This is a genomic window from Pseudochrobactrum kiredjianiae (genome assembly GCF_030362795.1).
Taxonomy (GTDB): Bacteria; Pseudomonadota; Alphaproteobacteria; order Rhizobiales; family Rhizobiaceae; genus Pseudochrobactrum; species Pseudochrobactrum kiredjianiae.
The window spans coordinates 361,310-385,876 of record NZ_JAUCBM010000002.1 but is presented as its reverse complement, the minus strand read 5'-3'; the positions used below and the strand labels follow the sequence as shown (position 1 = coordinate 385,876).

Genomic DNA, 24,567 nt, shown 5'->3' with positions numbered 1-24,567 from the left:
TGACCTGCCACTGAGAATTTCCTCCAGAATGGATTAGAGTCCGGCCCGATAAAGGACGGACGAATGAAGAAGCAGCGATTTACGGAAGAGCAGATTATTGCGGTGCTGAAGGAGCAGGAGGCAGGCATGAAGGTGGCCGACCTGTGCCGCAAGTATGGGATTTCGGACGCAACATTTTATAACTGGAAAGCCAAATACGGCGGTATGGAGGTGTCCGAGGCGAAGCGCCTGAAGGCACTCGAAGAAGAGAACGCCAAGCTTAAGAAGCTGTTGGCCGAGCAGATGCTCGATGCCGCCGCACTCCGCGAGCTTCTCGCAAAAAAATGGTAGGGCCTGCCGCCAAGCGTGACGCCGTTGCACATCTGAAGGACATAATGGGTCTTTCGGAGCGGCGGGCCTGCCAGATTGTTTCGGCTGATCGCAAGATGATCCGCTATCGGTCCTGCCGACCGCCGGAGGTCGAATTGCGAGCAAAGTTGCGCGATCTCGCCAACGAGCGACGGCGCTTCGGCTACCGACGGCTGTTCGTCCTGCTCAGGCGGGACGGAGAGCCATCCGGCGTCAACCGCATCTATCGGCTGTATCGCGAGGAAGGGCTTTCGGTTCGCAAGCGGAAGGCTCGACGAAGGGCCGTCGGCACGCGTGCGCCGATCCTGGTCGAGGCGAAAGCAAATGCCCGTTGGTCTCTCGATTTCGTGCACGACCAGTTTGCATGCGGGAGACGGTTCCGGATCCTCAATATCGTTGATGATGTGACACGGGAATGCCTGGCAGCAATCCCGGACACCTCAATCTCCGGCCGCCGTGTCGCCCGAGAACTGACGACGCTGATCGAACGACGCGGCAAGCCCGGAATGATTGTCTCCGATAACGGCACGGAACTCACCTCGAATGCCATCCTGGCCTGGTCGAAGGATCACAAGGTTGAGTGGCACTATATCGCGCCAGGAAAGCCTATGCAGAACGGCTATGTTGAATCCTTCAACGGTCGGATGCGCGACGAATTGCTCAACGAAAGCCTGTTCTTTGGCCTCGATCACGCCCGCAGCGCCATCGCCCAATGGGCCGACGATTACAACAATTTCCGGCCACACTCGTCGCTGGGATACCAAACCCCGGCAGACTATGCTGGATCCATCGCCGCAACCGGCTCCAACGCTGCGCAAGATGAAAGCTTGGCGTTTCCGCCGGTTGCTACCAACACGCCAATTGGCGTAGTCAAAACCGCCGAGGCTCTAATCGCCGTTGGATGAAAGTTCAGTGGCAGGTCAGCCCCGCCAAAAGGTGCCTCTATTTGCACAAAGTTGGTTAATAGCGATGGCTCTTTTGATGGTGTATAATTGGTTCGTGGGTGCATTTGATCACAACCGTTAAAATCACAACCAAAGCCTACGAATGAAGCCCTCGACTTTTGTATCGCTTTGAGTAAAGTCACCTGATTATTGATGGGTGTTTGCATCACCGAAATTTACGACCAACCCGGCACGCAGGCAACCGTGAACTGCTTAACGTGACAACACCCTGACTTGTCTAACGCGGGATCAGCGTCGACCACAACAAGCGACCAGCACACGTGGCGTTAAACCATATGACTGAAATAATGAGCAAATAACCATCCAAAGCCACTACGAAAACGAAGCGTAACAATGTACATATTACGATGGGACTCCTTGGGAAGGTAAAATTGTGCATTTCGACAAATCATCAAAAGTTTCTTGTGTTTATGAGCTATTAAAAACCGATATTTTACATATTAAAATCCCCCCGAGCGCTCCCTTAAAAATAAGCTGGCTGCAAGAGAATTATAATTTTGGAGCAACACCATTACGTGAGGCGTTAACCCGCCTTGAAAGTGATCGTTTAGTCGTGTTGCACCCTAATAAAGGATATTTGGCAGCACCGGTTTCCATTGATGAATTGATGGAATTATACAAAAGCAGAAGATTGCTCAAACAGCATCTTTTAAAAGAGGCAATGCTTTTCGGTGACATAAACTGGGAAGCTGAGATTGTTGCGAGCCATCATCGGCTTTCACGCGAAGTATCACCGTCAGAAGGTAAGTGCTCATATGAGGAGTATATTGCATGGACGCAAGCACATGATGCCTTTGACGATGCTTTAATTGCGGCTCATCGCTCACCTTGGATGAACAGCTTTCATCTGCTGCTTACCGAGCATATACGACGCCAAGGCAGAGTAATGCGGATTTTAATGCCAAGCTTTGAAAACCAGGAGTTTTCAATCGCAACACTAAAATCCCCTGCACTTCGCACCTTATATGCCTTAGAAAGATATACAGACCTAAAAGAAGCCGTCCTCAGTCGCAATTTCGACCAAGTAACATTTCTAATAAACAGACATATCGATCTCGTCATGTCTACATATGACGAATTATATGCGGAGAGTAAGAGCGGATGATGCAAACTATCTTTTAAGTTTGATCCCTGTATATCACTGCGCAAAAGGCCACATGCAAACTGCCAGTCAAAAAGGTCAATTTCATGAAATGTCTACGCATTTACGCCACACCAGACGGTGAATCCCATTTTGATGAAGTCGAGCTGCCAACGAGAAAAATATCAGTTCATCCCGATGCTGCGCCATTCGATGCTACAACCAATTATCCGGCATCTCAGGTTCGCATCACCCACATTCCCGCCGGGATGCGGGAAGTAGCGTGGCACGGGGTCCCTGCACCGGTGCTAACGGTCAGGCTTGATGGTTCCGTTGAGTACGAAACAAGCGATGGCGAAATCCGAAATGTTTCTGCAGGCAGTTTTGTGTTGGTGGAAGACACGCATGGCAAAGGACACCTCTCACGCCACTCACCTGAGGCACAAACTGTTATTTGGATAACATTGCCCAACGGCTTAGAAAACCCATCCACATAGAATATAAAGAATTATTCTTCATAAAACGAAAGCTATCTATAGCCATATTTAGCCATACAGTGCCAAACCCATTTTGCAGTGGGATAGACTAGAGCATAATTCCTTAAACTTGAATCAGTTTAAGGAAAAATTATGCTCTAATTTTAAAGTGTTAGAGCGACCTTTGTGTGCCAAGCCTGGCACACAAAGGTCGCTCTAACACGCGATCACGGCCTTAAACTCCGTCCTGCTCTCACTCATGCCAGCAATGATTATTCGCTCTCGGCAAGTCAGTTTCAGCGCAGTATCATTTATCGTCATAAGTTACAGTCAGTTATTGTGCCGAAGGTAGCCCGTTGGAATAGGCCTCCATTTCACTTGCAAAAACCCATCCCTGCGGACAGCCGGAATACCCCTTCTGGCTGTCAGACTGACAGTTAGCCATTGTCTCTTGATAGTCCTTTGGAAGCGGCTGAGGTTTCTTACACAATTCCTCACCCTTGCATTCCGGACCATGATCCATCGGCAGCGCCATCACATAATATTCCATGTCTGTCGCATTCACTTGTGCCGCCGCTTTAATACAAACCAATTGCTCAGATGCCAGCGCACCCTCTGTTTTACCGTCAGTACCCGTTGTCGCGACTGTTTTTCTCAAAGAAACCGGCTTATCGCTTATCCGACCAAAATAAGCGGCGTTTATGCAATCTCCGTAAATCCGTACGTTATAATAATCACCGCTTTCGACATTACCGGCAATACAAGTCGCATTCTTGTTTGCATCGCAAGTGATACCTGCAGCTTGCTGAAGCTCAGCTTGCTCTTTGGCAGATAAATCTCCGGAATTTGATGAGGCCGCTAACGCCTGCGTAAATGACAAGGACAACACGCTTAGAAAAATCGTTATTCCGCACAATGTTTGTTTCAGGGTGATCATCGGGGAGCTCCAAATTTCTGCTCAGCGTTAGCGATATGCGGATGGCATTCCATCCACGCCCATAATTTTACTCTTCGGCAGAAACCTTCTAAACTGAAAACGTGTTTCATGAAAGAGCCACTCTTTCAGACCGGATTGAGAGGAAGAGTTGCCATAGGCCGTCAAAAGCCGCCCAGCGGGCGGCTTAACGGGTCAGATTAACGAAGCATAGGCTGAAAGAGGCTCTATAATTTTACTGCAGAATTCCCTCCATCCGCAAACAATGCAGAACCGGCAACAAAACTCGACATAGGACTTGCAAGGAAAAGTGCTGCTTTTGCAATTTCTTCCGGCTGCGCAATACGTTTCATAGCATGCAGGCTGGCCGCCCACTCTTTCTGCGCGGCATCTCCCGCCATTCTTGTATCGGTTCCACCCGCCATCAATGCATTTGCGCGGATGCCCTTAGCAGCATAATCGGCAGTAATTCCTTTTACCAATCCCATCAATCCTGCTTTGGCAGCAGCGTAAACGCTCATATCCGGCAACCCCACGCTTGTACCAACAAAACTGGAGGTGAAAATGACTGACCCGCCACCGCGCTTCAGCATTGCTGGAATTTGGCGGCCTGAGCCCAAAAATGCGGATGTCAGGGTTGCAGCAATCGTGTCCTCCCACTCCACATAAGAGACATCAGCCAGCGGCTTAATTGGCCCTATTGTTGCTGCATTGTTGAAGGCAATATCAAGACCTCCGAATGTTCTTTCAGCCTCACGTACAAGCCTTTCATGCGTCGTCATCAATTTGACGTCACCGGATACCGTACGAACCTGACCGCCTGCAACACGGATCGTTTCCGCAACTTCCTGCAAGCCCTTTTCGCCCCTGGCGTTCAATACAACTGCCGCACCTTCCGCACTAAACAACATAGCGGCAGCGCGCCCAATTCCGGATGATGCACCGGTGATAATCGCGACCTTGTTCTGCAACATTCCCATGACTACTCTCCTTTGAATAAAGGAAAGCGATACGGAATCTTCAGGCGATGCCACTATGCATTTCTTGTGATCAAATTATTATCCTTAGGCTTTCACTCATTACCAGTACCGGCCGTCGAAGCAGACGTGTTCTGAGCCAAACCGGACAAAACAGCTAGGATCGCTCCGCATGATTTATTTAGTACGCCATGGTCAAACTCAGTACAATGCAGCCGGCCGATGGCAAGGACAAGTCGACTCTCCCCTAACAGAATTGGGCATAACTCAAGCCACAGCAGTTGCAGAAAAACTTAAAACTCTCACTCAAGGTTCAACAACAGCAATCTTTGCCAGCCCTTTGAGCAGAGCGCATCACACTGCAAAGATCATCGCAAAAAAGGTCTCATCTGAAAATGACATAATACTCGATCCGCGTCTGATGGAAATCGGCATGGGCTCCTGGGACGGCTTGACGGATTACGAAATTGAAAAAGAATGGCCAGATTCCCTTGCCGGATTGGATCGGCATGAGTGGTTTTTCCATTCTCCCGATGGCGAGACATACGAAGATATGTCCGTTCGGGTCGAAGCAGTTCTGAATGCGATCGATAACCACAATGCACAAATCAAAATCATTGTTTCTCATGGCGTAACCGGCAGGTTAATCCGTGGTATTCATTCTAAGCTGTCTAAAGAACACAGCGTGAGACTGGATGTCCCGCAAGATGCAATCTTCAAACTATTCGAGAGTGGCAAAATTGATCGTATTTCAGTGATGTAATCACTCGACATTTCCGACGCTGACAGTAAAGTACCACCATAAAGATCGCCCCTCGAAAACATAAGGTAACCCGCTATGTTTCAAGAAGCCTTTCAAAAAAAACTCATCATAGTCAGTTGCTTGGTGCTGGCTATTGCGGGCTTCGCTGCTGGTACTCAAATGAAGTCTTTTCGGAGTGCAAAATTAAAATCTGCCAGTGCAAACATATATGTACCACCCGCAACAAACTTATAATTTAAAAAACAAACGCCAGCAGACATAAAAAGTGCCCCACTCCCTCAGCATCCCTCTCAAGGCTTCCTTTGGTGGCTGGACATTCCTCCCATGGTTTGCCTGGGGCTCGAATAGTATGAAGCCCAAGCTCATATTACACGCTGACACCATTGAGTTTCGTTTATTCCGCTTACGTCAAAAGCCCTACACAAGCATTGCAAAGGTAGATTACCGATCCGCATGGCGTACTGAAAATATCATCATAGAATTCAGCGACAGTATAAATACTTTTATTGGTAATACCGGCGACCGCGATATAACCCGCAATGCAATCCAACGCTTAAACGAAAAAGGATGTTTATTGTCTGATGCGGCCACCGCACTCATCGCATATGACAGGGCATAGTCTCGCATATTTAGAGTATTTCACAGTCAAGTTGGATCAGGTGGACTGTGAAATGCTCTAGAGAGTGGAGCTCGCCCTTCAGCAGAAGTGCTACTTTCTGTTACGACAACGGCTACAGCGCTATATTAACCTGCCATTGAAAATCCAAACTGATCATTCGGCTACAGCCGATCACTGCCAGCTTGTGTACTGGCAAGCGTCTAGATGCCGGGCAAAGAAACGATGCCATATTCAAAACTCTTTTGACATCAATAAGCGTATTATTGATAGTTACTCGGCAAATGCCAACCGGAAGATCATGCTTTTCTTGTTATTGATAACACAGCACCGCTAGCTGATTTTGAACAATAACTGATACATCCCCTCTTTCATCGCAAACCGGCAGTACAATACATATTGCCGAGCAAAAAATACTGTCGGGACAAGTGCCCATACGCTCTGTTCTCCTGCAAAAATTTCTAAAGACAGTGACCATTCAGGTTGGTGTCAGCAAAACCGTTCACTCGTGCTGTCCGAAGAAGAAGCATTTCAAGGACAATGAGCCATGGCATTGAAAATTCCGGCAGATTTGCGCCGCCCGCATATTGAGAGTGTTACCTTAAGCATTATCGTTGCCGGTTATCTTACCGCCGTGAATAATGCGACTTTCTGGCAGCGTTCGCAGGAATTATTACCGACAGGCGCGCTACTGGCGCTTGTTGCTGGACTTTTCTGTCTGTTAGCAGCGCTTTGCATCACCATTTCGGTGAAATATGCCACTAAACCGCTGTTTATCCTGCTTATTATGATTTCAGCTACAGCATCTTGGTTCGTCGATAAATTCGGCACGATTATTGATGTGGAGATGCTGCAAAGCGCCCTCGACACAACTAATGCCGAAGCCGGACATCTCATCAGTTTCGGCTTTATCCGCCATGTTGCGCTTTACGGTATTTTACCCTCTCTGCTGATTATATGGGTCAAGATCGAGCATCGCTCCATTTGGAACAAATTGAAGCAGAATTCTGCTTATATTTTTCCCGCGTTGATCGTAGCAATAACAATATTCATCCTCAATGCCAGCACGTTCACATCCCTGGGACGCGAGCATCGGGAATGGATTGCAACGCTTAATCCGGTGATGCCGATTGGCAATGCTGTGAAGCTCGGTATTCGTTCAAGCAAAAATCAAAACATTATCGTCCAGCCTCTCGGGTTGGATGCGAAAATCGCATCCATTACCTCCGGCACAAGAAAACCAAAGCTCACCATTGTTATTGCCGGTGAAACTGCCCGCGCAGAGAGCTTTTCGCTCGGGGGTTATAAGAAAAACACCAACCCTGAACTTGCTAGCCAGGACATCACCTATTTCTCAGATACCAGCAGTTGCGGTACAATCACGGCCGTATCCTTGCCATGCATGTTCTCTGTCTATACGCGTGATGACTACAGCCATGAAAAAGGACTGGCGACAGAGAACCTGCTTGATGTGCTCAAACATGCTGGTGTGCGCGTGGAATGGTGGGATAATAATACCGGAGACAAAGGTGTTGCCGAACGTGTGACCAATGAAGCGCTGTCCGGGTCAAACAATCCAAAATACTGCAAAAACGGCGAATGTCTGGACGGCATTTTTCTGGATAAGCTCGACGCATGGATGCCAACTGTCAAGCAAGACACGGTTCTGGTTCTGCACCAGCTTGGCAGCCATGGTCCTGCTTATTATCTCCGCTATCCTGAAGAATATCGTCGCTTCACACCGGATTGCCAAAGCGCGGAATTTTCAAAATGCAGCCGTGAAGAAATTCTGAACGCCTATAATAATACGATCGCCTACACGGATCATATTGTTTCATCGGTGATAAATAAACTCAAAGACAAACAGGATACGCTCGACACATCCTTGATCTATATGTCCGATCACGGTGAATCCGCTGGTGAATTTGGTCTGTATCTTCATGGTGCGCCCTATTTTGTAGCGCCGTCACAACAAACCCATATCCCTTATGTCTTGTGGCTCGGAAAAGATGCCAAAACCACGATCAATCAGGACTGTCTCACTAAAGAAGCACCTCAACCGCAATCGCACGACAAACTGTTTCATACGGTGCTTGGTCTGATGCAGGTTAAAACGCAGGCCTATCTGCCGGAACTGGATACGCTTGCATCCTGCCGTTTGAAGACGACAGATCCTGTAGTTGCACAAAAGCTTGAACCACAGACCGCTAAATAAAGACTTGAAACATGCAATGAGGTGATGGATTGTCCGCGGACAATTCATCATCAAGGCTATTTGCCGGAGAATATTGCGTGAGAGTTCTGCTTGTCGAAGACGATGACACACTTGGTCAGGCCGTGCGTGATCATGCTCTGGCCAGCGGCCATGCTGTGGATTGGATGCAAACGGCAGAAGATGCAGCACTGGCTGCCACAAGCGTCAGCTATGGCCTGATCTTGCTGGACCTGCGCCTGCCGGATGGCAGCGGTCTTGATATTCTAGCAAAGTTGCGCCTCGCCAAGAATCCGGTACCGGTCATTATCCTTACCGCGCACGACCAGATATCGGACCGGATAGAAGGGCTGAATGCAGGGGCTGACGACTATCTGGTCAAGCCTTTCAATTTGGATGAGCTAACCGCACGAATGCTGGCGGTATCGCGTCGTTATGGCGGCAATAGTGCATCCGTGCTGCATGTCGGTGATCTCGAGGTCAAAATCACAGAGCGCAATATCCAGTCGCCGCAGGGGGAAATCACTCTGTCAGGCCGTGAATGGGCGGTGCTGGAATGCCTGCTGCACCGCTCCGGCGCGATTGTTTCCAAAACCCAGATTGAAGAAGCGCTTTATGCTTTCGGTTCAGAAATTGAGAGTAATACAGTCGAAGTCTATATCAGCCGTTTGCGTAAGAAGCTTGGGTCTAACCGTATCAGCACCGTGCGCGGTGTCGGTTACAAAATCGAGGACAAAACATGAAGTCTCCCAGTCTGATCGGACGCCTCATGTTTTCGGTCACCGCTGCAGTGGTGTCTTTCTGGATCGTTGCAGCGGTTGGCGGCATTATGGTGATGAAGGACGAATTTGCCGAAATTTTTGATAGTGCCTTGCAAGAAACAACGGAGCGATTAGCGCCGCTTATCGTTGATGATATCCAGCATGGTGATCATTCTGATGAGGTTTTATCGCTGGAAAACAGTGCGCAAGCCTCCTCCCGCCAATATTTGACCTATCAGGCGCGTGATGCTGCCGGCAAGATACTCATTCACTCCTCTGACATTATCAAAGGCCCCTTCCCCGCGCCTCTGACTGAGGGTTTCTGGGAAGATGATGATGCACGCTATTATACAGTTGCCGCAGCCGATAACACGATCTTCGTTCAGGTTGCGGATCAGATGGCAAATAGACGGGAGGCCATTAACGAAGCTGCCCTTGCGCTATTGCTGCCAATTCTCGTGCTGGTACCGCTCAGCCTCTATATTATTCGCCTTGTGGCACGGCGTTCCGTCAATCCTATCAATGATTTGCGGCAGGCAATTTCTGAAAAAGACAGCGGAGATCTCAACCCGATCAAAGCTGAAGGACTGGCAATTGAACTGCAGCCTATCGTTCATTCCGTGAATATTCTGATGGGGCGTGTACAGTCCGCTCTCGAAGCTGAGCGCGCTTTCACAGCCAATAGCGCCCATGAATTACGCACGCCGATTGCCGGCGCGCTGGCGCACACGCAATTGCTGATGACCGAAGTGAAAACGACGTCAGGGCAGGCACGGGTTGAGCAGATTGAAGCATCACTGCAAAAATTGAAGAGACTGGTTGAGAAACTGATGCAGCTGGCACGCGCCGAAGCCAATATCGCGCTGGCCGATAAACCCGCAAATCTGTTGAGTGTTCTCGACCTTCTGGTTGAAGAGTTCCAGCGCAACATGCATCGTGATGAGCGGATTATCTATGAGCGCAGCGCTGAAGCACGCCTTGTTAAACCCGTGAATGAAGACGCTTTTGCTATCGTCATACGCAATTTAATTGAAAATGCCCTGCTGCATGGCAAACAGGATGAGCCTGTATTGATCCGCGTCGAAAAAGACAGCACCATTCGCATTATCAATGGGGCTAAGAGCTTGTCGTCTGAAGAGCTTGCCAATGCGCAGAAGCGGTTTGGGAGAGGAACAACGACGGCACCAGGCTCCGGTTTAGGTATGCCAATTGCCATCGAAATTACGGGACAGATGCATGCGCAATTGCAATTCCGGTCACCGGCTACGGGACGCACAGATGGCTTTGAGGCCATTTTAAACTTTATAACTCCGGCCTTAGCCGGAGCCTAGAGCATAATTCTGCTTTGAACAGAAAGTCGGTCAGGCGCTTATGCCTGACCGACCTGTTTTTTATTTCCTTGCAACAGGGCGAACCAATGGTGTCACACGCCGGATTGTTACGCGGCGGTTTTCCTGTTCTGCGGTTTGTGTCTTAATTTTCAGGAACCGTTCGCCATAGCCTTGCGTAACAAGATTTTCTGCAGGGATGTCATAAACTTCTGTCAGCAGACTTGCCACGGATTCGGCTCGGCGGTCGGACAGAACCAGATTGGACTTGTCGGAGCCGACAGCATCCGTATGCCCTTCGATGAAGAAGGTTTCGCCCGGATCTTTCGCCAATACTTTCTGCATCGCAACGGCAACTTTACGCAGAGTTTTAGCCTGAGAGAGCGAGACTTCTGCACTGCCGGTGGCAAAATGGATCGTATCGAGGTCAATACGGCGAACTTTGTCGCGCAGACGGGCAGAATGGCGCACTTCATCAATGGAATAGATGCGTTCTACCGGTTCAACCGGCGGCAGGCTGAGGAAGTTATAGAAGTCACGATCAGGATCAGTCGCCACATCAATGATGTAGTCACGCACCGGCATGGTCAGACGCATCGGCGGCAGATCATAACCGACATCAAATATTGCTGCGCGCGGCGTATCATTATAATCGGGTGCATAGATCATCAGATATTCATTGCCGTCGCGATCAATGCGGGAGCGCTGCACAATATCACCGTAACGATCATAGATTGTCACGATCTCATAACCACCGGGACGGACAATGGTTTCGCGGGTACGGCCGTGCGGTAGCTGATCATAATAAGTGCGTTCAGCATCACGGCGCAGACGCGGACGATCATCGCCGCGTACAAAGAAGCGGTCGCCGGTTTCCAGAATGATGCGGTTATCAATCTGCTCAACAACTTTGACATTCGTGACGTTAGTCACATTAGTTACATTCGTAACATTGTTGATGACCGTATTATTAATCACGGTGTTGTTGTTATTGATAATATTTGTCGTATCCGGAACTACGAAAACCGGCGCTTCTTTAATACGCGTGCCTTCTTCTTTGAGGTTGGCCTCAATTTTTTCAGGTAAAGTGACTTTCAGTGCATCAGGGATTTCAACCTGCGCAGCGGCATCAGTAACCGGTGGCGGGGCTTTGTTTTCATCTGCAATGCGCTGTTGTTCACGCTGCTTGCGACGTTCTTCACGCGATTGATTGCCACCGGAATTATCCGCGTCCTTGTCGCTGTCCAGAATAGCGGCACCATTTTCAACCGGCAGCACAATGGTTTCATCAGTGCTGGCAGGGTTTTTGGCAACGTCCTGTTTCTGCTCCACTGTGCGATCGTCGATAATCTCAGCTTTTGGTTCCGGTGCCGGATTATCAACCGGTTGTTTGACTTCCGGTTCAGGTTGCGGCTCTGGTTGTGGCTGGGGCTGGGGCTGGGGCTGGGGCGCTACCTGCTCCGGCTGCTTCACAGGTGCAATTTCATTGTCCTGAGGCTTTACTTCAGGTGAAGGTGTTTGCGGTGCTGGCTGCGCAGGTTGCGTTAGAGGTTGCGGCTGTTTTTCAGGTTCTGGAGCCGGTTTCTGCTCTACAGGTGCAACAGGCACTTCTTCAGAAGTCGCAGGTTCGGGCTGCGGAGCTGGCGTTTCTTTAGGTTTAGCTTGTTCCTCAGCATCCTTCGTCTGCTTCTCAGCGGCGGCATCAATTGCTTTCTGCTGCTCAACTGCTTCGCGCTGCGCTTGTTCAGCCGCTTGTTGTTTCTGTTCTTCAGCCTGTCGGGCTGCTTCTTCCTGAGCGGCTCTTTGCTGCTCTGCGGCTTGTTTGGCCTGAGCTTCCTCTGCGCGTTGTTGTTCCGCAGCACGCTTAGCTTGCTCTTCGGCTTCTTTCTGTTGCTGGGCAGCCTGACGAGCAGCAACTTCAGCCTCTTTACGGCGCGTATCTTCTTCCGCCGCACGCTGTTGTTCTGCGGCGCGCTGCTGCTCTGCGGCCTGACGTTCTGCTTCTTGCTGGGCAGCGCGTTGCTGTTCCTCAGCTGCGCGACGTGCCTCTTCCTGCGCTGCACGTTGTTGCTCTTCAGCAGCCCGTTGTTGTTCCGCCGCTTGTCGGGCTTGTTCTTCCGCCTGTTGCTGGCGCAGCAGCTCATCATTAGATGACTGATCGCTGTTTTCCTGCGCAAGAATAATCACTGTTTCCGATGCACTGACCGAAACAGGTTGCATCATAACGGAGGCTGAAAATGCAGGAAAAACAACTGTTGCAAGCAGTTTGGAACGAAAACTCATAATCCCTCTCCTTCGGAAGGCAGAAACTGCACAGGTTGCATTGCATCAGCCTCTGTTTGAAGACCGTCTGCTGCCACCCTTATGATTTGCTGATTAATAGCAAATTTTGGCAGCATCAGGAAATTGTTAGCTAAAAAATTATGAACCGTAGCTGAATGTAAAAACACGATTATGCTGGCCTGTGTAAACGGTCACGCCTGAAAAAACAGGCCGAATTGACTTAATTTGAAACCGCCGGTTGACTTTGAATTTATCTACCTTATATTTCTCGTATCGATATTTGCTTGTTAGCTTTGCTATTTGCGCAAAATTTGCGCGTCTGACGAACCTTCCTTTCAAAAGATCGCTATCACTCTCGCAGTGTAATCGTGCATCGCGAGTATCTAAATTTTGTTACGAAAGGGTTCGTTATGGCCACTGGTACAGTTAAATGGTTTAATTCCACAAAAGGCTTCGGCTTCATTCAGCCTGATGATGGCGGCGCAGACGTGTTCGTTCACATCTCAGCTGTTGAACGCGCTGGTATGCGTGAACTCGCAGAAAACCAGAAAATCGGTTACGACCTCGAGCGCGACAACCGTTCGGGCAAGATGTCTGCTGGCAACCTGCAGGCTATCTAATTCGGTATCTTCTTTCTCTTTCCGCAGGCAACTGTGGTAAGGTTGAGAGAAATTACCAACAAAGGGTCAGACAATTTGTCTGGCCTTTTTTATTGTTCAATGATGATCCTCATCACAACCAATTTTATAGTTTTGGTGAAATTAATGCATTTTCAGTCAAAATGCGAAACGGCTTTGTGTGAGAATAATGCATGAAAGCAAAGAATCACAGACCTCGAATGATTCCTTTGTAATTTGAATTGCCGCGAGTCTGAGTTTTCTCTTTAAACTACTGGCCTCACGCCGCCTTCTGCAATTTCACCTGCGTTTATTAGCTAAAATCTTGACATGATGAGATAGCATACGTTTGTATCTTACAAACTCAAGCGCCCAGATAAGACAACAAATCAAAGTAGCTGCATGCCAAGTGAAACAGATAACGAGATCAATGCGTCTCTTTCCTCACCCTTTGGAAGAGAGCGTGTTGAAGCCGCTTTAAAAAAAGCTGAACAGCGCCGCAAAATCATTCTATCCGCAAGCATAGTCGTTACATTTTCAATCGCATTTGCGGTATTCCAAATAAGCTTTTTCGATATTGCAATTATAGGCTCTTATGCTGCAGCTCTGATGGCAGCTTCTTTGTGCTGGACGCTCTGCAACAGGATGTGGCGCAGTGTTGCTATTTGCAGTATCGCGCCAGAAATAGGCGCACGATACGGGCAGATCAATATCCAGAATGCATGGGAACTCCTGACTCTGGAGGATTGGCTCAAAGCCACTTTCACCGCCAAAGACATAAGGTCAACCACATGGAAAAGCGATGGAAAGTACCAGGAAATTTCGTATCGCCTGAGCGAAGTGTCCATTACTACTAAAAATATCAACCATGAACGCGCTCCGAACCCACCCTCTTACATGCTGGTTGCAGAAATCTCAGTCCCTGTTTCATTCACAGGCTGTATTGAGATCAGATCGCGCAGCCGCGTTTTAGGACAAATTACCAGCATCATACAGCATATTCTCGGTGATGAGACCCGCTACTATACGGGCGACCAGCATTTCGACGAAATGTTCGAAACATATGTCAAAAATAACAAGAATTATCAGGAGCTGCTCAGTCCGGCCTTTCGGGTAAGTCTGCTGAATATGACCCGCCATGGGCTGAGAACTGAATTCTCCGGCCGGTTTGAATCAGGGTGGTTTTATCTTGAGGTTCCAATTCAAACCAAGACCTTCAAAAACGCCTCTCTACTGAAGCCTATGCCCGCACTGATGAATGAAACGCAGGCATTATGGTGGGATCTGACCGTACCCCAGCGCCTCATTGACGGGCTTACCGGCAAGTATGACGGGCCTCTTCACTAGAGCATTTCACCGTCAGGTTGGATCAACTTGACGCCCATGACAATGCGACCAAATAAGGAACCTAGAGCATAATTCCTTAAACTTGAATCAGTTTAAGGAATTATGCTCTAATTTTAAAGTGTTAGAGCGACCTTTGTGTGCCAAGTATGGCACACGGCGCTCTAGAGCGAACGCTATGATCCAATCTGGACGTAAGCCGCTCTAATTCAGCGCTTCAGAACAAAACTGGCGATGCTTAACATTACTGACGACAGCATGATTTATGTCTTGACTATAAAATGACTAATTTTAGCATCGCGCTGCATTCTTTGCTGTTCTTTAATGCTCAGTATTGTTTTAATATTGAAAGCGGCTTAATCAGAACTTTAGAAAAATCCCCATACATGCGGGCGTTTATTTAAAATCATCCCAAAAGAAGGTGTACAAAATGGTCATCCGACTATCAAAAATTTCAATGGTAATGGCAATTGCCTTATTTGCGTCCTTAGTCGCCTTTGGTAACATTACCGATTACGGCTCTAATTTTGCATTTGTTCATCATGTCTTCCTGATGGATACAATTTTCCCTGATGCCACGATTAAATACCGTGCGATTGAAGCTGAATGGCTGCACCATGTCGGCTATATCGGAATTATCACGCTCGAAACTCTGACCGCAATTATCTGCTGGGTTGCCGGTTTCAAACTATTAGCCGTTCGCAATGAAAGCGCTAAAATCTTTAATAAAAGCAAAAATCTCGCTGTTATCAGCCTGACGCTGGGCTTTTTGACATGGCAAGTTGCCTTCATGTCAGTGGGCGGCGAATGGTTCGGCATGTGGATGTCAAAACAATGGAATGGCGTTCCAGATGCCTTCCGCTTCTTCATCACAATCATTCTGGTGCTGATTTATCTGGTTCAGCCTGAAAAAGATGAAGATAGCTCATCATAATATTGACAGATTATTCCCTGTAACGAAACTTCATCGTTGCGGGGAATAAGCTTCTGACACATTGTGTCCAAACCATATTTCACACCTGTTACACGGCCTGCCATTGGACTAAATTATTTAAATATCCCATATACTTAATTTTAACATCTGCTGTTCAATTTCAAAATCGTAGTTTAGAGTAGTATTACTAAATTTTGCCGCATTCCCGGCTCAGGTATCCTTATCATTGATGCTTACGGAGCAAATTATTATGAAACGATACTTACCCTTTGCCTTACTGATACTATCGGCTGCAAGCGCATTACCAGCGCATGCGGCATCCCGCGAAGCTGTTCATTCGCCAAAACAGGGTGTTATTTGTGACAAATACGCATGCGCAGATGATAAAGGTCTCTCCAAAACGCTGACCGAAAAATATATTGGAAAAAAAGCTGCGACAAAACTCTTCTCCCAGGGCGAGTTTGATACGACTGAATTCACACTTTCCAATGGTATTTTTTGCGATACGAAAGAACGGTTATGCAGAAAAGACCGTTATTTTGGAGCCGGCGGCAAACGCAGCGCTGTTTCGGATAAATATACAAAAATGCTGTTCGGTAAATAGGTCTTCATTGTCCTCTGCCATCAGGAACAGGGGACATAATGCCTCTGACCAATCCTCTTTGGTGAATTGGTGCGCCCTCAAAAATTACAAATAGCCGGACTGTAATACAAATTTTTACACAATGTGAAAGTTGTTCAGGCGCATTTTTTATTTCACCATGACTCCAGCACCGAAATTCGCTGGACTACGCTACAGCCCGATACAGCAGGTTTATCAATGACTTAAGCGAGTTCAACATATGCCGGTGCTTTCCGAAACCTGACCTGACTTCCGACCGCCTGACTCCTATCCGGCCCTTGGAATCCAGGTCTTTCCAAGGAGTCATCATGGCTAAGATCAAACTCACTAAGTCCGCTGTCGATGCGGCGCAACCCCAGGCAGAGGCCGTCGAACTCCGGGACACGCTGGTCCCCGGCTTCCTGTGCAAGATTACCCCGGCGGGTCGCAAGGTGTTCATGCTCCAGTACCGGACGAACGCTGGCGAGCGCCGCAAGCCCTCGCTAGGACTGTACGGGGAGCTGACCGTCGAACAGGCGCGGTCGCTGGCGCAGGAATGGCTGGCCCAAGTCCGCCGAGGCGGAGATCCCGCCGCAGAGAAGGCGGAGGCGCGCCAGGCACCTACGGTCAAGGAGCTATGCACGAAGTTCATGGAGGACTACTCCAAGAAGCGCAACAAGCTCAGCACCCAAGCCGGCTATCAGGCTGTCATCAATCGCAACATTATTCCGCTGCTGGGACGCAAGAAAGTTCAGGACGTGAAGCGTCCTGAAATCGCCGGACTGATGGAAAAGCTTTCGTACAAGCAGACCGAGGCGAACAAGGTATTCAGCGTCTTGCGCAAGATGTTCAACATGGCCGAGGTATGGGGCTATCGGCCCGACGGTACCAACCCTTGCCGTCACGTCCCGATGTTCCCTGCCGGCAAATCGACTCACCTCATCAGCGACGAAGAAATGGGCAACCTGTTCCGACAGCTCGACAAGATCGAGTCGGAGGGGCTGGAGAACTACGTCATCCCTTTGGGAATCCGCCTGCAGTTCGAGTTCGCCGGCCGCCGCTCGGAAATCATCGCGCTGGAATGGAACTGGGTTGACTTGCAGAACCGGCGCGTCGTCTGGCCTGACAGCAAGACAGGCGGCATGTCTAAGCCCATGAGCGAGGAAGCCTATCGGCTACTCTCGACGGCACCCCGGCAGGAGGGTAGCCGCTATGTGCTGCCTTCTCCTAGCCACGCTGGCAAGCATCTAACCACGGGCGAGTATTACGGTGGCTGGAGCCGTGCGCTCAAGGCGGCTGGCGCTACGCACGTGGGCACGCACGGCATCCGCCACCGTTCGGCGACCGACATTGCCAATTCGGGCATCCCGGTCAAGGTCGGCATGGCGCTAACGGCGCACAAGACCGTCGTCATGTTCATGCGCTACGTCCACACCGAGGATAAGCCGGTGCGAGAGGCGGCCGAACTGGTGGCGAATCGGCGTAAGACGATCACCGGGATGCAGGGAGCCAAGGAGGTGGCCGCATGACCCGGCGCAAGGCATCCGTCTCAGCGCCAGCAGCGCCGCCCGCGCTGCTGGGCGACATCCGGGCACTGATCGAAGCGTCGCGCCAGCGCGTCGCCTCGGCGGTCAATGCCGAGCTGACATTGCTGTTCTGGCGCATTGGCCAGCGCATCCATACGGAAGTGCTTGCCGGGCAGCGGGCCGGGTACGGCGACGAAATCCTGCCGACCCTGGCGGCGCAGCTTGTCCGCGACTACGGACGTAGCTTCGCGGACAAGAACCTGCGCCGGATGGTGCAGTTCGCCGCCACCTTCTCGGACGAGCCAATTGTCGTGACGCTGTCACGACAATTGAGCTGGTCGCATTTCGTGGCGCTGCTGCCGCTAAAAGACCCGCTCCAGCGGGACTACTACGTGCAAATGGCCAGCGCCGAACGCTGGAGCGTGCGGACGCTACGCGAGCGCATCGACTCGATGCTATACGAGCGCACGGCGCTGTCCAAGAAGCCGGACGAGACGATCACGCAAGAGCTGGCGGCGATGCGCGATGCGCAGCGCATGTCGCCGGCGCTGGTCATGCGCGACCCGTACATCCTCGACTTCCTGGGCCTGCGCGATACCTGGCAGGAAGGCGACCTGGAAGCCGCGATCATCCGCGAAATGGAGTCTTTTTTGCTGGAGTTGGGCGCGGGCTTCTCTTTCCTAGCCCGGCAGAAACGCATCCAGATCGACGACGAGGATTTCCACCTGGACCTGCTGTTCTATAACCGCAAGCTGCGGCGGCTGGTGGCGGTGGAGTTGAAGATCGGCGAGTTCAAGGCAGCATACAAGGGGCAGATGGAGCTTTATTTGCGTTGGCTCGACAAGCACGAACGCGAACCGGAGGAAGCCTCGCCGCTGGGCATCATTCTTTGTACCGGCAAGAAGTCAGAGCAGATCGAGTTGCTGGAGCTGGACAAGTCGGGCATCCACGTAGCCGAATACCTGACGACCCTGCCGCCGCGTGCGGTGCTGGGGGAGCGGTTGCAGCAGGCGACCGAACGGGCGCGGTTGCAGATCGAGCAGCGGCAGCCTGGCGAGAAGTCCTGACAGCAGCATCTGTCCAACCGTACACCCAAACCACAGCACGAGCATGTGGCAACGGATCTCTTGCTCTATCGAGGCTCCATGCTAGTGTGGAATCGCCATAGGCCGATAAGGAACTGGCCTGCGGCTCAAGGATGCGCTGGGGCTAGTGGGCGCGAGCGCCCAATCACATGATTATCGCGGGCAGCAGCGCCATGTTCTATGCCGATCGCTGTTTTAATTAAATATCTCAAACTATAAAGTCAGTTAATTTTTTCAAAATATTCACGAATCAAGTCATCATTTTTTAAATACGAATCGAGAACCTGAAACAGAAAAAGATCCCCGCTAATATTTATATCAAACGGGATCATTGAGTTATCTATTTTGAATGTCTTTATTTTTCTATGCCCCTTGATGTTGGCATTGCTCAATCTTTCTTGATAGCTATCCAACGTATATACGATAAATTCGTGATCCAAGTGAGTTATAAAAAAATCATCGCCTTTTGAACTGTATTCAAGATGGATGACTTGCGTTACGACGTCGTCGCCTGCCACCTCAAAGTCCTCCATCAATTCTTCAAAAGTCAAACTTAGCTTCTCTGCGTCATGGTGAATCCATAGATTGTTCTCATATTTATCGGTGGAGTAGAACTTTGACAATCTAGGAAGGGAAGATATTTTCAATCGCAACGGAGCGCCAAACTCCATCTCCTCCATTGCAGGGACATAATCGGAGACGTAATCAATCCTGAATGCTATTTCGGACAGCATTCCTTTTTCAATGAGTTCCTCGATAGAGGTAAGCAGCTTCCTCGGAACTTTTATCCAGAAGTGTCGCCCTATGCGTTCATCGCGTATTGTCTGACTATCCTTGTCGTTGAATATCTGAATATTCTCGTTCAGGCTGACAAGACTATATTTAGAGAACTGAGCATCTTCCTTTCTTATGTCAATTCCAATTTTCTCGTACTCACGTTCAACTACCTTGGAATATTTTAGCTCCAGCATCTCAGCCCTCCCCATGATTGATTGGTGCTTGGAATAAAAAATGCAGCCAATGCGATAATTTGCGTAATTTTCTTTTATGTACGAAACACCATCTTCGTCATGGATATGCTTGTAGGAATTGTTGAGAATTTCTAGCGATCCCGGATACTCGTTGAGATAATTATTTAAGTAGTCCATTAAATGCTGGATTGTCTTTATAGCCAATCGCTTGTCCACTAGATCAAGCTGTGGCCCATAAAACTTGGCTGCGTTTGGATGGTCGCGTTTGGCTTCAAATTCTTTCAGAATGGCCGCCTTTTCATTCATGCAGCCCTCCGTATAAGCACGCATTACGTCTGCCTGAAAGCTCTCATTTGCCAGAGAGGTTTGGATGAGGGGAAGCAATTTCTTGACAAAGATCGGGTCTTTATTAAGAAAGACGTAGCAAAATTTCCCAAAGCTGAATAACGCGATTTTTTCCGAAGAAAATTCATTGATTTCTTCAAAGATATTTTTCATATTTTTTACTCAACTCGCCGTAGTCCAAATAGTAAGCGACGGAACCTTGAGCGTCTCCACTTTGTGGATCGCGCTGCTCCACGTTCGCTATTCGCTCATCCCTGACGGGACTGGCATTCGCCAGCCCTCCACGGCCCGACACTGTGATCCGGGCCTGCGCGCTCCGCTTGCATGTTGAGCTGGCGACAGCAGGGCATGCAGAGCGAGCCGCGCGCAGATGATTCAGCCAAACGCTAAACAAAGCTGTAGGGCATCCCATAGAGAGCGCGGTTGCGCTACTCGTGATTTCTATGGAATTTGATCGTATCCAAAACTGCATGAGGCAAGCTTGCGAGTTACTTGATACTCTTCGCCAGAATACTGGCGAACTCGACCTCGTTCCGAAACAAGGTGCAGGTTCTTCCTTGCCCGCGAACCAATGACATACAGCAATTTCATCGCGCTTTCTTGACCGTTCGGATCATTGAAATGCGGCACCATATCTTCTAATAATGCATAAGCGATCACTGCATCGAACTCGGCTCCCTTGACGCCGTGTATCGTCGAGATGGTGATTCCAGTCCTATGCTGAAATACCTTCCTGAATGTCTCAATATCGCCTATAAATTCGCTACCTTCACTCTTCAATCGATTTACCCGGGCTTGCGAACTATCGAAGAAGGCAACGTGATGCTCTTGAAGCAGCGTGAAAAGGCGAAAGTCGATTGCTAAGTTTGCAAACAGACGCTCGAAAAATGCGCTCAAGTAGGTAAGACCATCTGTTTCATCGATCTTAATTGCATTGCACTCCCTCAACAAGGACCTCCGCGTGAGCTTCGACACGCTAGCCCCGGCCGCCTCTAGGTCATTCAGAATCTCCCCGGCCCACCGCAGTCTGCGCACATACATTCCCGGCGATGCCTGAGTAAGTGCAATCTTAGAAAGCCTGTACCAGAAATTCTCTGTGTCCCGTGCAAAGGGAACCATACCGGGGCCATCGAATGAGTACTCCGGCATGCTGGCGACCAAACGACGTGTCATGCTTGCAAGATGCGTCCACTGTGGCGCGAGAATGCACACCTCGTGAGGTGAGATGCCCATAGTCTCAATGTTGAAACGGATGAGCCGGATGAGCTCAGCGTCCAGATCATTTTTGCTCACTGTGTCGTCGAATGAAATAAGGCTTGGGTACGCCTTGTCCTCGGATGCGGCTTCGATGCGTGTGTTGTGAACGTTGTAGTTTCCGAAGTACTCAATGATGCGCTCAGAAGAACGGTAGTTCCGCGACAGTTCGAGTTCGTCCAAATCGATATTGGCCATCGCCTTGAAATCCTCGAAGGCAATCGGATATCCGCCAAGCGATTGATAAATCGCCTGGTTAGGATCTCCGACAATAAAGGCCTTGGTCGCACCTTGACCAGCTTTCAGAATGGCGGTGATGATCGAATACTGAATTCGTTTGGTGTCCTGATACTCGTCGATCAGCACGAAAGAGAACAACTGTGCCAGAAGAGTGCTGATCGCAGGATGACGTGCGATCAGTTGGTACGCATAGTAAAGAATGAGCTCAAAGTCTAGCTGCCGACTTTCGTGCAGAATCTCAAAATACTTGCCCAATATGACGTGAAGACCCGAATGCTTCCAATCTTGTGGGCAGGAGAGCACATATCCAGTTTCGGTGTAATAAAACTCACAATCCCAGAATGTTATTTTTGGCTTCTGGTAAGGCTTGCACAATGCCTCCAGGATTTTCTCGCGCTCATGCTGATCGATCACACGGAAGCCTCGATCCAACGCTTCGTGATAGATGCCGTACGGTTTCAATATCCATTCAAGACAGAACGAATGTATCGTTCCTATCCATAATCGGGATGTATCCACCCCAAGGCTCTCAATGCGCTCGTGGATTTCGTCGGCGGCACGGTGCGTATAAGTGATGGCAACGACAAACTGCTTGTTCGATTTCAGCCTGGACAACTCATAGGCGATTTTGTAGGTGAGCGTGCGCGTTTTCCCGCTGCCCGGGCAAGCGATGAGAAAGACGCTCCCTGGCTTCAGAATGGCTGCTTCCTGCTCGGGATTCAGATCATCTTTGTTCCACATGAACATGATCAGAACACCGCGAGTACATCGTTGATGCGATCATCTGGGAACGTGGCAAGCATCTCGTTTCGGATGCCGACGAAGTCGATGTCTCCATTTCGGAAGGCCAGCAGCTTGGCCCTAAAGTCGTCGAATACGGCAGACGCAGTGAAGATATCTTCTGCATCGATGTAGTTCACGCGGTAGCTCAGCACGTTAAACCAGACTTCCTTAGTGACCACCGGATGCGCAAAAGCGATGGCGTCCAAGATGTACTTCGGAATGGCGGTCTGCGGATCGATCTTCTTTCCCAGCAAGATGGCAAACCATCCCTTGCCGTAGTTGTCCGCCATGGTCAATGCGCGCTGACCGAACAACGCGATGTCCGCTGATTCGAGCTCCGCCTTGGCCGTCGCGATGGTTGGTGCATCCTTGTAGACATCAGGAAGGATGCCGACCACCTTACGCGCATTGCCGGCGGCAATGAAGTCGACCTCGAAGGTATGGGGGGCAAAGAATGGAGAAACCCACCCGTTATCTTTGAAGGTGTCTTCCAATAACGCTTTCCTGGCGACCCCTTTTTCCTGGGATGCCTGATACTTGCCCTTGCGCCGGAGCAGCCCTTCGGAGTCTCCCGCCGCCGGCGTTGTGTCAATGATGGACTTGTCAAGGTCGGTGACGATGCTGCACCGCTTCCGGATTCGGGCATCATCGAAAAGAACCGCGACGTTCTGAAATCCAGTGCTGCGGATATTAATTAAACTGATGCCGAGTTCATCAAGGCTGACGCCTAGCACGTTCTTGATCAGGATCGGAACGAGAATTTCTTCTGCATCGCCCTCCACTAAGAGGACGCTCTTGGCAAACAACAAGTTGCTACGGACAGCATCCAGGTAGCGTTGAATGTTGCCGATCTCTTCTGGGTTTAGGCCAATTGCAGGCTGGTATGCCTCGCAACGATCACCTTCTCTGCCGAGGATGTTCACGTTCTGAACATTGCTGACCTCAGAGATGTGCGTCGAATGGGTCGAATAAATGATCTGTGTGTCGTCGTATTTGAGCTTGTCGAACAGTGTTTTCTGGATATGTGTGTGAATGTGAGCTTCCGGCTCTTCGATAAGCAGAAAGTTGGCGATCGACTGTTTAGCCTTTTGATACTTGAATTCAAGCAGTTTCAACGTGAGGAATATCAGGTTTGCTCCACCAAGGCTCAGCTCGTGGATCGGTCCTTCGTGGCTCTCCCCCGATTCGCCAACGAACAGCTTGAGCGACTGGAACAACTTGTCAGCTTCGTCTGGCAGATCCGACTTGATAGAAAGAGAAGACGGCGAATACGCCTCACCCGCCGCATCCTTGATGGTGTCTCTGATATCCGTCCGGACGACCTGCACGTCTGGCAACGCTTCGATGGAGTCATTCAATGCCTTTACCCCGTCGGTGATAGCCTGGAACGCCACGGGGTCGATATCGCCGCTCTTGCCCTTCAGAAGCGAAAAGAGCGGATTTGTCCGGTTGTTGTGAAATTCGGAGACGACGTCCCGTAGCGCCTGGACGAAAGTGAACGAAATTTCTTTGGAGACGGACAGCACGTTCGGAATCTTCGCGCCGATAACACGAAATTCAACCTCTTCATTGAATCGAACATTCGCGAAGTCGCCGACCACATCCTTATAGAAGGCCTCGTCGTTGAAGTCGGCTTCACTCCGACCTGTGAAAATCGTTTCATAGTCGTCGATGGTGACCGGGTTCAGGATAGCGTCGAGGCCTGCCTGATCACCATCGTTCAATTGAGAAAGTCGCAGCCTGATTTCCTTCTTCGGACGAAAGATCAGGTTGTAAGTGGCCTTGCCGTTCGCCTCTTCCTCAATTACGCCCGTCCCATGTCGGAAGAGCGCCTGCACTGATTCATCCGCAGAGATTTCCTCAAACTCAAGACTGATGATGATCCAATGTCCCTGCCAGCGCCCTAGGCCGCGATGAAAGTCGGTATGCTCCAGCCGGTAGGCAGAGCGAATCATGTTGTCATCAAGCAGCAATCTGATTGCGCGAAAGAGATTGGTTTTGCCAGATCCATTTTCGCCGATGACAGTGTTGATACCCTTCTGGAACAGCAGCTTCGTGTTGGGAAAGTTCCGGTAGTTGACCAGGCTGAGCTTGGATATATGCATTTGATTCAATCTTGTTGT

At 49.8% G+C, this 24,567-nt stretch carries 20 protein-coding genes; 14 read left to right on the top strand and 6 right to left on the bottom strand.

Annotation, left to right across the window (positions count from 1 at the left end):
• Positions 1-63: 63 nt before the first annotated feature.
• From QUF18_RS07785 to QUF18_RS07775, 3 genes are all read left to right on the top strand, one after another.
• A protein-coding gene (locus QUF18_RS07785) for an IS3 family transposase (protein WP_289386482.1) occupies positions 64-1,253 on the top strand; the annotation gives its coding sequence in 2 pieces (ribosomal slippage) (positions 64-316 and positions 316-1,253; 1,191 coding nt in all).
• Between the two features lie 433 nt (positions 1,254-1,686).
• Entirely contained in the window at positions 1,687-2,418 is a 732-nt protein-coding gene (locus QUF18_RS07780; RefSeq protein ID WP_289386481.1) for a GntR family transcriptional regulator, read from the top strand.
• Positions 2,419-2,501: 83 nt separating this feature from the next.
• Positions 2,502-2,891 (top strand): cupin domain-containing protein, encoded by a 390-nt coding sequence (locus QUF18_RS07775; RefSeq protein WP_289386480.1) that lies wholly within the window; start codon positions 2,502-2,504, stop codon positions 2,889-2,891.
• A 313-nt stretch (positions 2,892-3,204) separates the two neighbouring features.
• On the opposite strand, the gene QUF18_RS07770 is transcribed toward QUF18_RS07775, so the two are convergent.
• Both QUF18_RS07770 and QUF18_RS07765 read right to left on the bottom strand, forming a co-directional pair.
• Positions 3,205-3,807: a hypothetical protein gene (locus QUF18_RS07770; protein WP_289386479.1), complete on the bottom strand. Its 603-nt coding sequence runs from the start codon at positions 3,805-3,807 to the stop codon at positions 3,205-3,207.
• Between the two features lie 224 nt (positions 3,808-4,031).
• Complete coding sequence (locus tag QUF18_RS07765) at positions 4,032-4,784, bottom strand: SDR family oxidoreductase (RefSeq protein ID WP_289386478.1); 753 nt, start codon at positions 4,782-4,784, stop codon at positions 4,032-4,034.
• 169 nt (positions 4,785-4,953) lie between these two features.
• On the opposite strand from QUF18_RS07765, the gene QUF18_RS07760 reads away from it, so the two are divergent.
• From QUF18_RS07760 to QUF18_RS07740, 5 genes are all read left to right on the top strand, one after another.
• A complete protein-coding gene (locus QUF18_RS07760) occupies positions 4,954-5,544 on the top strand; it encodes a histidine phosphatase family protein (protein WP_289386477.1) in 591 nt (196 codons plus the stop codon).
• Between the two features lie 349 nt (positions 5,545-5,893).
• The gene (locus tag QUF18_RS07755; RefSeq protein WP_289386476.1) at positions 5,894-6,163 is read left to right on the top strand and encodes a hypothetical protein; all 270 of its coding nucleotides are present in this window, start codon (positions 5,894-5,896) and stop codon (positions 6,161-6,163) included.
• 544 nt (positions 6,164-6,707) lie between these two features.
• Positions 6,708-8,375 (top strand): phosphoethanolamine transferase, encoded by a 1,668-nt coding sequence (locus QUF18_RS07750; protein ID WP_289386475.1) that lies wholly within the window; start codon positions 6,708-6,710, stop codon positions 8,373-8,375.
• Between the two features lie 77 nt (positions 8,376-8,452).
• Positions 8,453-9,115: a response regulator gene (locus QUF18_RS07745; protein ID WP_289386474.1), complete on the top strand. Its 663-nt coding sequence runs from the start codon at positions 8,453-8,455 to the stop codon at positions 9,113-9,115.
• Entirely contained in the window at positions 9,112-10,464 is a 1,353-nt protein-coding gene (locus tag QUF18_RS07740) for a sensor histidine kinase (protein WP_289386473.1), read from the top strand. The genes QUF18_RS07745 and QUF18_RS07740 overlap by 4 nt, the downstream gene beginning before the upstream one ends.
• A gap of 60 nt (positions 10,465-10,524) precedes the next feature.
• On the opposite strand, the gene QUF18_RS07735 is transcribed toward QUF18_RS07740, so the two are convergent.
• Complete coding sequence (locus QUF18_RS07735; protein ID WP_289386472.1) at positions 10,525-12,744, bottom strand: OmpA family protein; 2,220 nt, start codon at positions 12,742-12,744, stop codon at positions 10,525-10,527.
• Between the two features lie 410 nt (positions 12,745-13,154).
• Between QUF18_RS07735 and QUF18_RS07730 the strand changes: the two genes are divergently transcribed.
• From QUF18_RS07730 to QUF18_RS07705, 6 genes are all read left to right on the top strand, one after another.
• Positions 13,155-13,364 carry a cold-shock protein gene (locus QUF18_RS07730; RefSeq protein ID WP_289386471.1) on the top strand — a complete coding sequence of 70 codons (210 nt, stop codon included), beginning with the start codon at positions 13,155-13,157 and terminating at the stop codon, positions 13,362-13,364.
• Between the two features lie 399 nt (positions 13,365-13,763).
• Positions 13,764-14,708 (top strand): DUF3137 domain-containing protein, encoded by a 945-nt coding sequence (locus QUF18_RS07725; RefSeq protein ID WP_289386470.1) that lies wholly within the window; start codon positions 13,764-13,766, stop codon positions 14,706-14,708.
• A gap of 427 nt (positions 14,709-15,135) precedes the next feature.
• Entirely contained in the window at positions 15,136-15,639 is a 504-nt protein-coding gene (locus tag QUF18_RS07720; RefSeq protein ID WP_289386469.1) for a DUF2165 family protein, read from the top strand.
• Positions 15,640-15,889: 250 nt separating this feature from the next.
• On the top strand, positions 15,890-16,243 hold the full coding sequence (locus QUF18_RS07715; RefSeq protein ID WP_289386468.1) for a YcgJ family protein: 354 nt from the start codon (positions 15,890-15,892) through the stop codon (positions 16,241-16,243).
• A 326-nt stretch (positions 16,244-16,569) separates the two neighbouring features.
• Complete coding sequence (locus QUF18_RS07710; RefSeq protein WP_004883034.1) at positions 16,570-17,769, top strand: tyrosine-type recombinase/integrase; 1,200 nt, start codon at positions 16,570-16,572, stop codon at positions 17,767-17,769.
• Entirely contained in the window at positions 17,766-18,833 is a 1,068-nt protein-coding gene (locus tag QUF18_RS07705) for a PDDEXK nuclease domain-containing protein (protein ID WP_004883035.1), read from the top strand. The genes QUF18_RS07710 and QUF18_RS07705 overlap by 4 nt, the downstream gene beginning before the upstream one ends.
• A 239-nt stretch (positions 18,834-19,072) precedes the next feature.
• Here the strand turns inward: QUF18_RS07705 and QUF18_RS07700 are convergent, their stop codons facing one another.
• The 3 genes from QUF18_RS07700 to QUF18_RS07690 all read right to left on the bottom strand — a co-directional run bounded on the left by QUF18_RS07700 (position 19,073) and on the right by QUF18_RS07690 (position 24,549).
• Positions 19,073-20,320 (bottom strand): hypothetical protein, encoded by a 1,248-nt coding sequence (locus tag QUF18_RS07700; protein ID WP_004883036.1) that lies wholly within the window; start codon positions 20,318-20,320, stop codon positions 19,073-19,075.
• Between the two features lie 288 nt (positions 20,321-20,608).
• Positions 20,609-22,408, bottom strand: coding sequence for a UvrD-helicase domain-containing protein (locus QUF18_RS07695; protein ID WP_004883039.1), 1,800 nt, complete (start codon positions 22,406-22,408; stop codon positions 20,609-20,611).
• 2 nt (positions 22,409-22,410) lie between these two features.
• Positions 22,411-24,549 carry an AAA family ATPase gene (locus QUF18_RS07690; RefSeq protein ID WP_004883041.1) on the bottom strand — a complete coding sequence of 713 codons (2,139 nt, stop codon included), beginning with the start codon at positions 24,547-24,549 and terminating at the stop codon, positions 22,411-22,413.
• Positions 24,550-24,567 lie beyond the last annotated feature (18 nt).

Coding starts and splice junctions, on each gene's coding strand:
- QUF18_RS07735 (WP_289386472.1), bottom strand. CDS start 12,744: ATGAGTTTTCGTTCCAAACTGCTTGCAACAGTTGTTTTTCCTGCATTT.
- QUF18_RS07765 (WP_289386478.1), bottom strand. CDS start 4,784: ATGGGAATGTTGCAGAACAAGGTCGCGATTATCACCGGTGCATCATCC.
- QUF18_RS07720 (WP_289386469.1), top strand. CDS start 15,136: ATGGTCATCCGACTATCAAAAATTTCAATGGTAATGGCAATTGCCTTA.
- QUF18_RS07750 (WP_289386475.1), top strand. CDS start 6,708: ATGGCATTGAAAATTCCGGCAGATTTGCGCCGCCCGCATATTGAGAGT.
- QUF18_RS07690 (WP_004883041.1), bottom strand. CDS start 24,549: ATGCATATATCCAAGCTCAGCCTGGTCAACTACCGGAACTTTCCCAAC.
- QUF18_RS07760 (WP_289386477.1), top strand. CDS start 4,954: ATGATTTATTTAGTACGCCATGGTCAAACTCAGTACAATGCAGCCGGC.
- QUF18_RS07705 (WP_004883035.1), top strand. CDS start 17,766: ATGACCCGGCGCAAGGCATCCGTCTCAGCGCCAGCAGCGCCGCCCGCG.
- QUF18_RS07700 (WP_004883036.1), bottom strand. CDS start 20,320: ATGAAAAATATCTTTGAAGAAATCAATGAATTTTCTTCGGAAAAAATC.
- QUF18_RS07725 (WP_289386470.1), top strand. CDS start 13,764: ATGCCAAGTGAAACAGATAACGAGATCAATGCGTCTCTTTCCTCACCC.
- QUF18_RS07715 (WP_289386468.1), top strand. CDS start 15,890: ATGAAACGATACTTACCCTTTGCCTTACTGATACTATCGGCTGCAAGC.
- QUF18_RS07695 (WP_004883039.1), bottom strand. CDS start 22,408: ATGTTCATGTGGAACAAAGATGATCTGAATCCCGAGCAGGAAGCAGCC.
- QUF18_RS07755 (WP_289386476.1), top strand. CDS start 5,894: ATGAAGCCCAAGCTCATATTACACGCTGACACCATTGAGTTTCGTTTA.
- QUF18_RS07740 (WP_289386473.1), top strand. CDS start 9,112: ATGAAGTCTCCCAGTCTGATCGGACGCCTCATGTTTTCGGTCACCGCT.
- QUF18_RS07710 (WP_004883034.1), top strand. CDS start 16,570: ATGGCTAAGATCAAACTCACTAAGTCCGCTGTCGATGCGGCGCAACCC.
- QUF18_RS07730 (WP_289386471.1), top strand. CDS start 13,155: ATGGCCACTGGTACAGTTAAATGGTTTAATTCCACAAAAGGCTTCGGC.
- QUF18_RS07775 (WP_289386480.1), top strand. CDS start 2,502: ATGAAATGTCTACGCATTTACGCCACACCAGACGGTGAATCCCATTTT.
- QUF18_RS07770 (WP_289386479.1), bottom strand. CDS start 3,807: ATGATCACCCTGAAACAAACATTGTGCGGAATAACGATTTTTCTAAGC.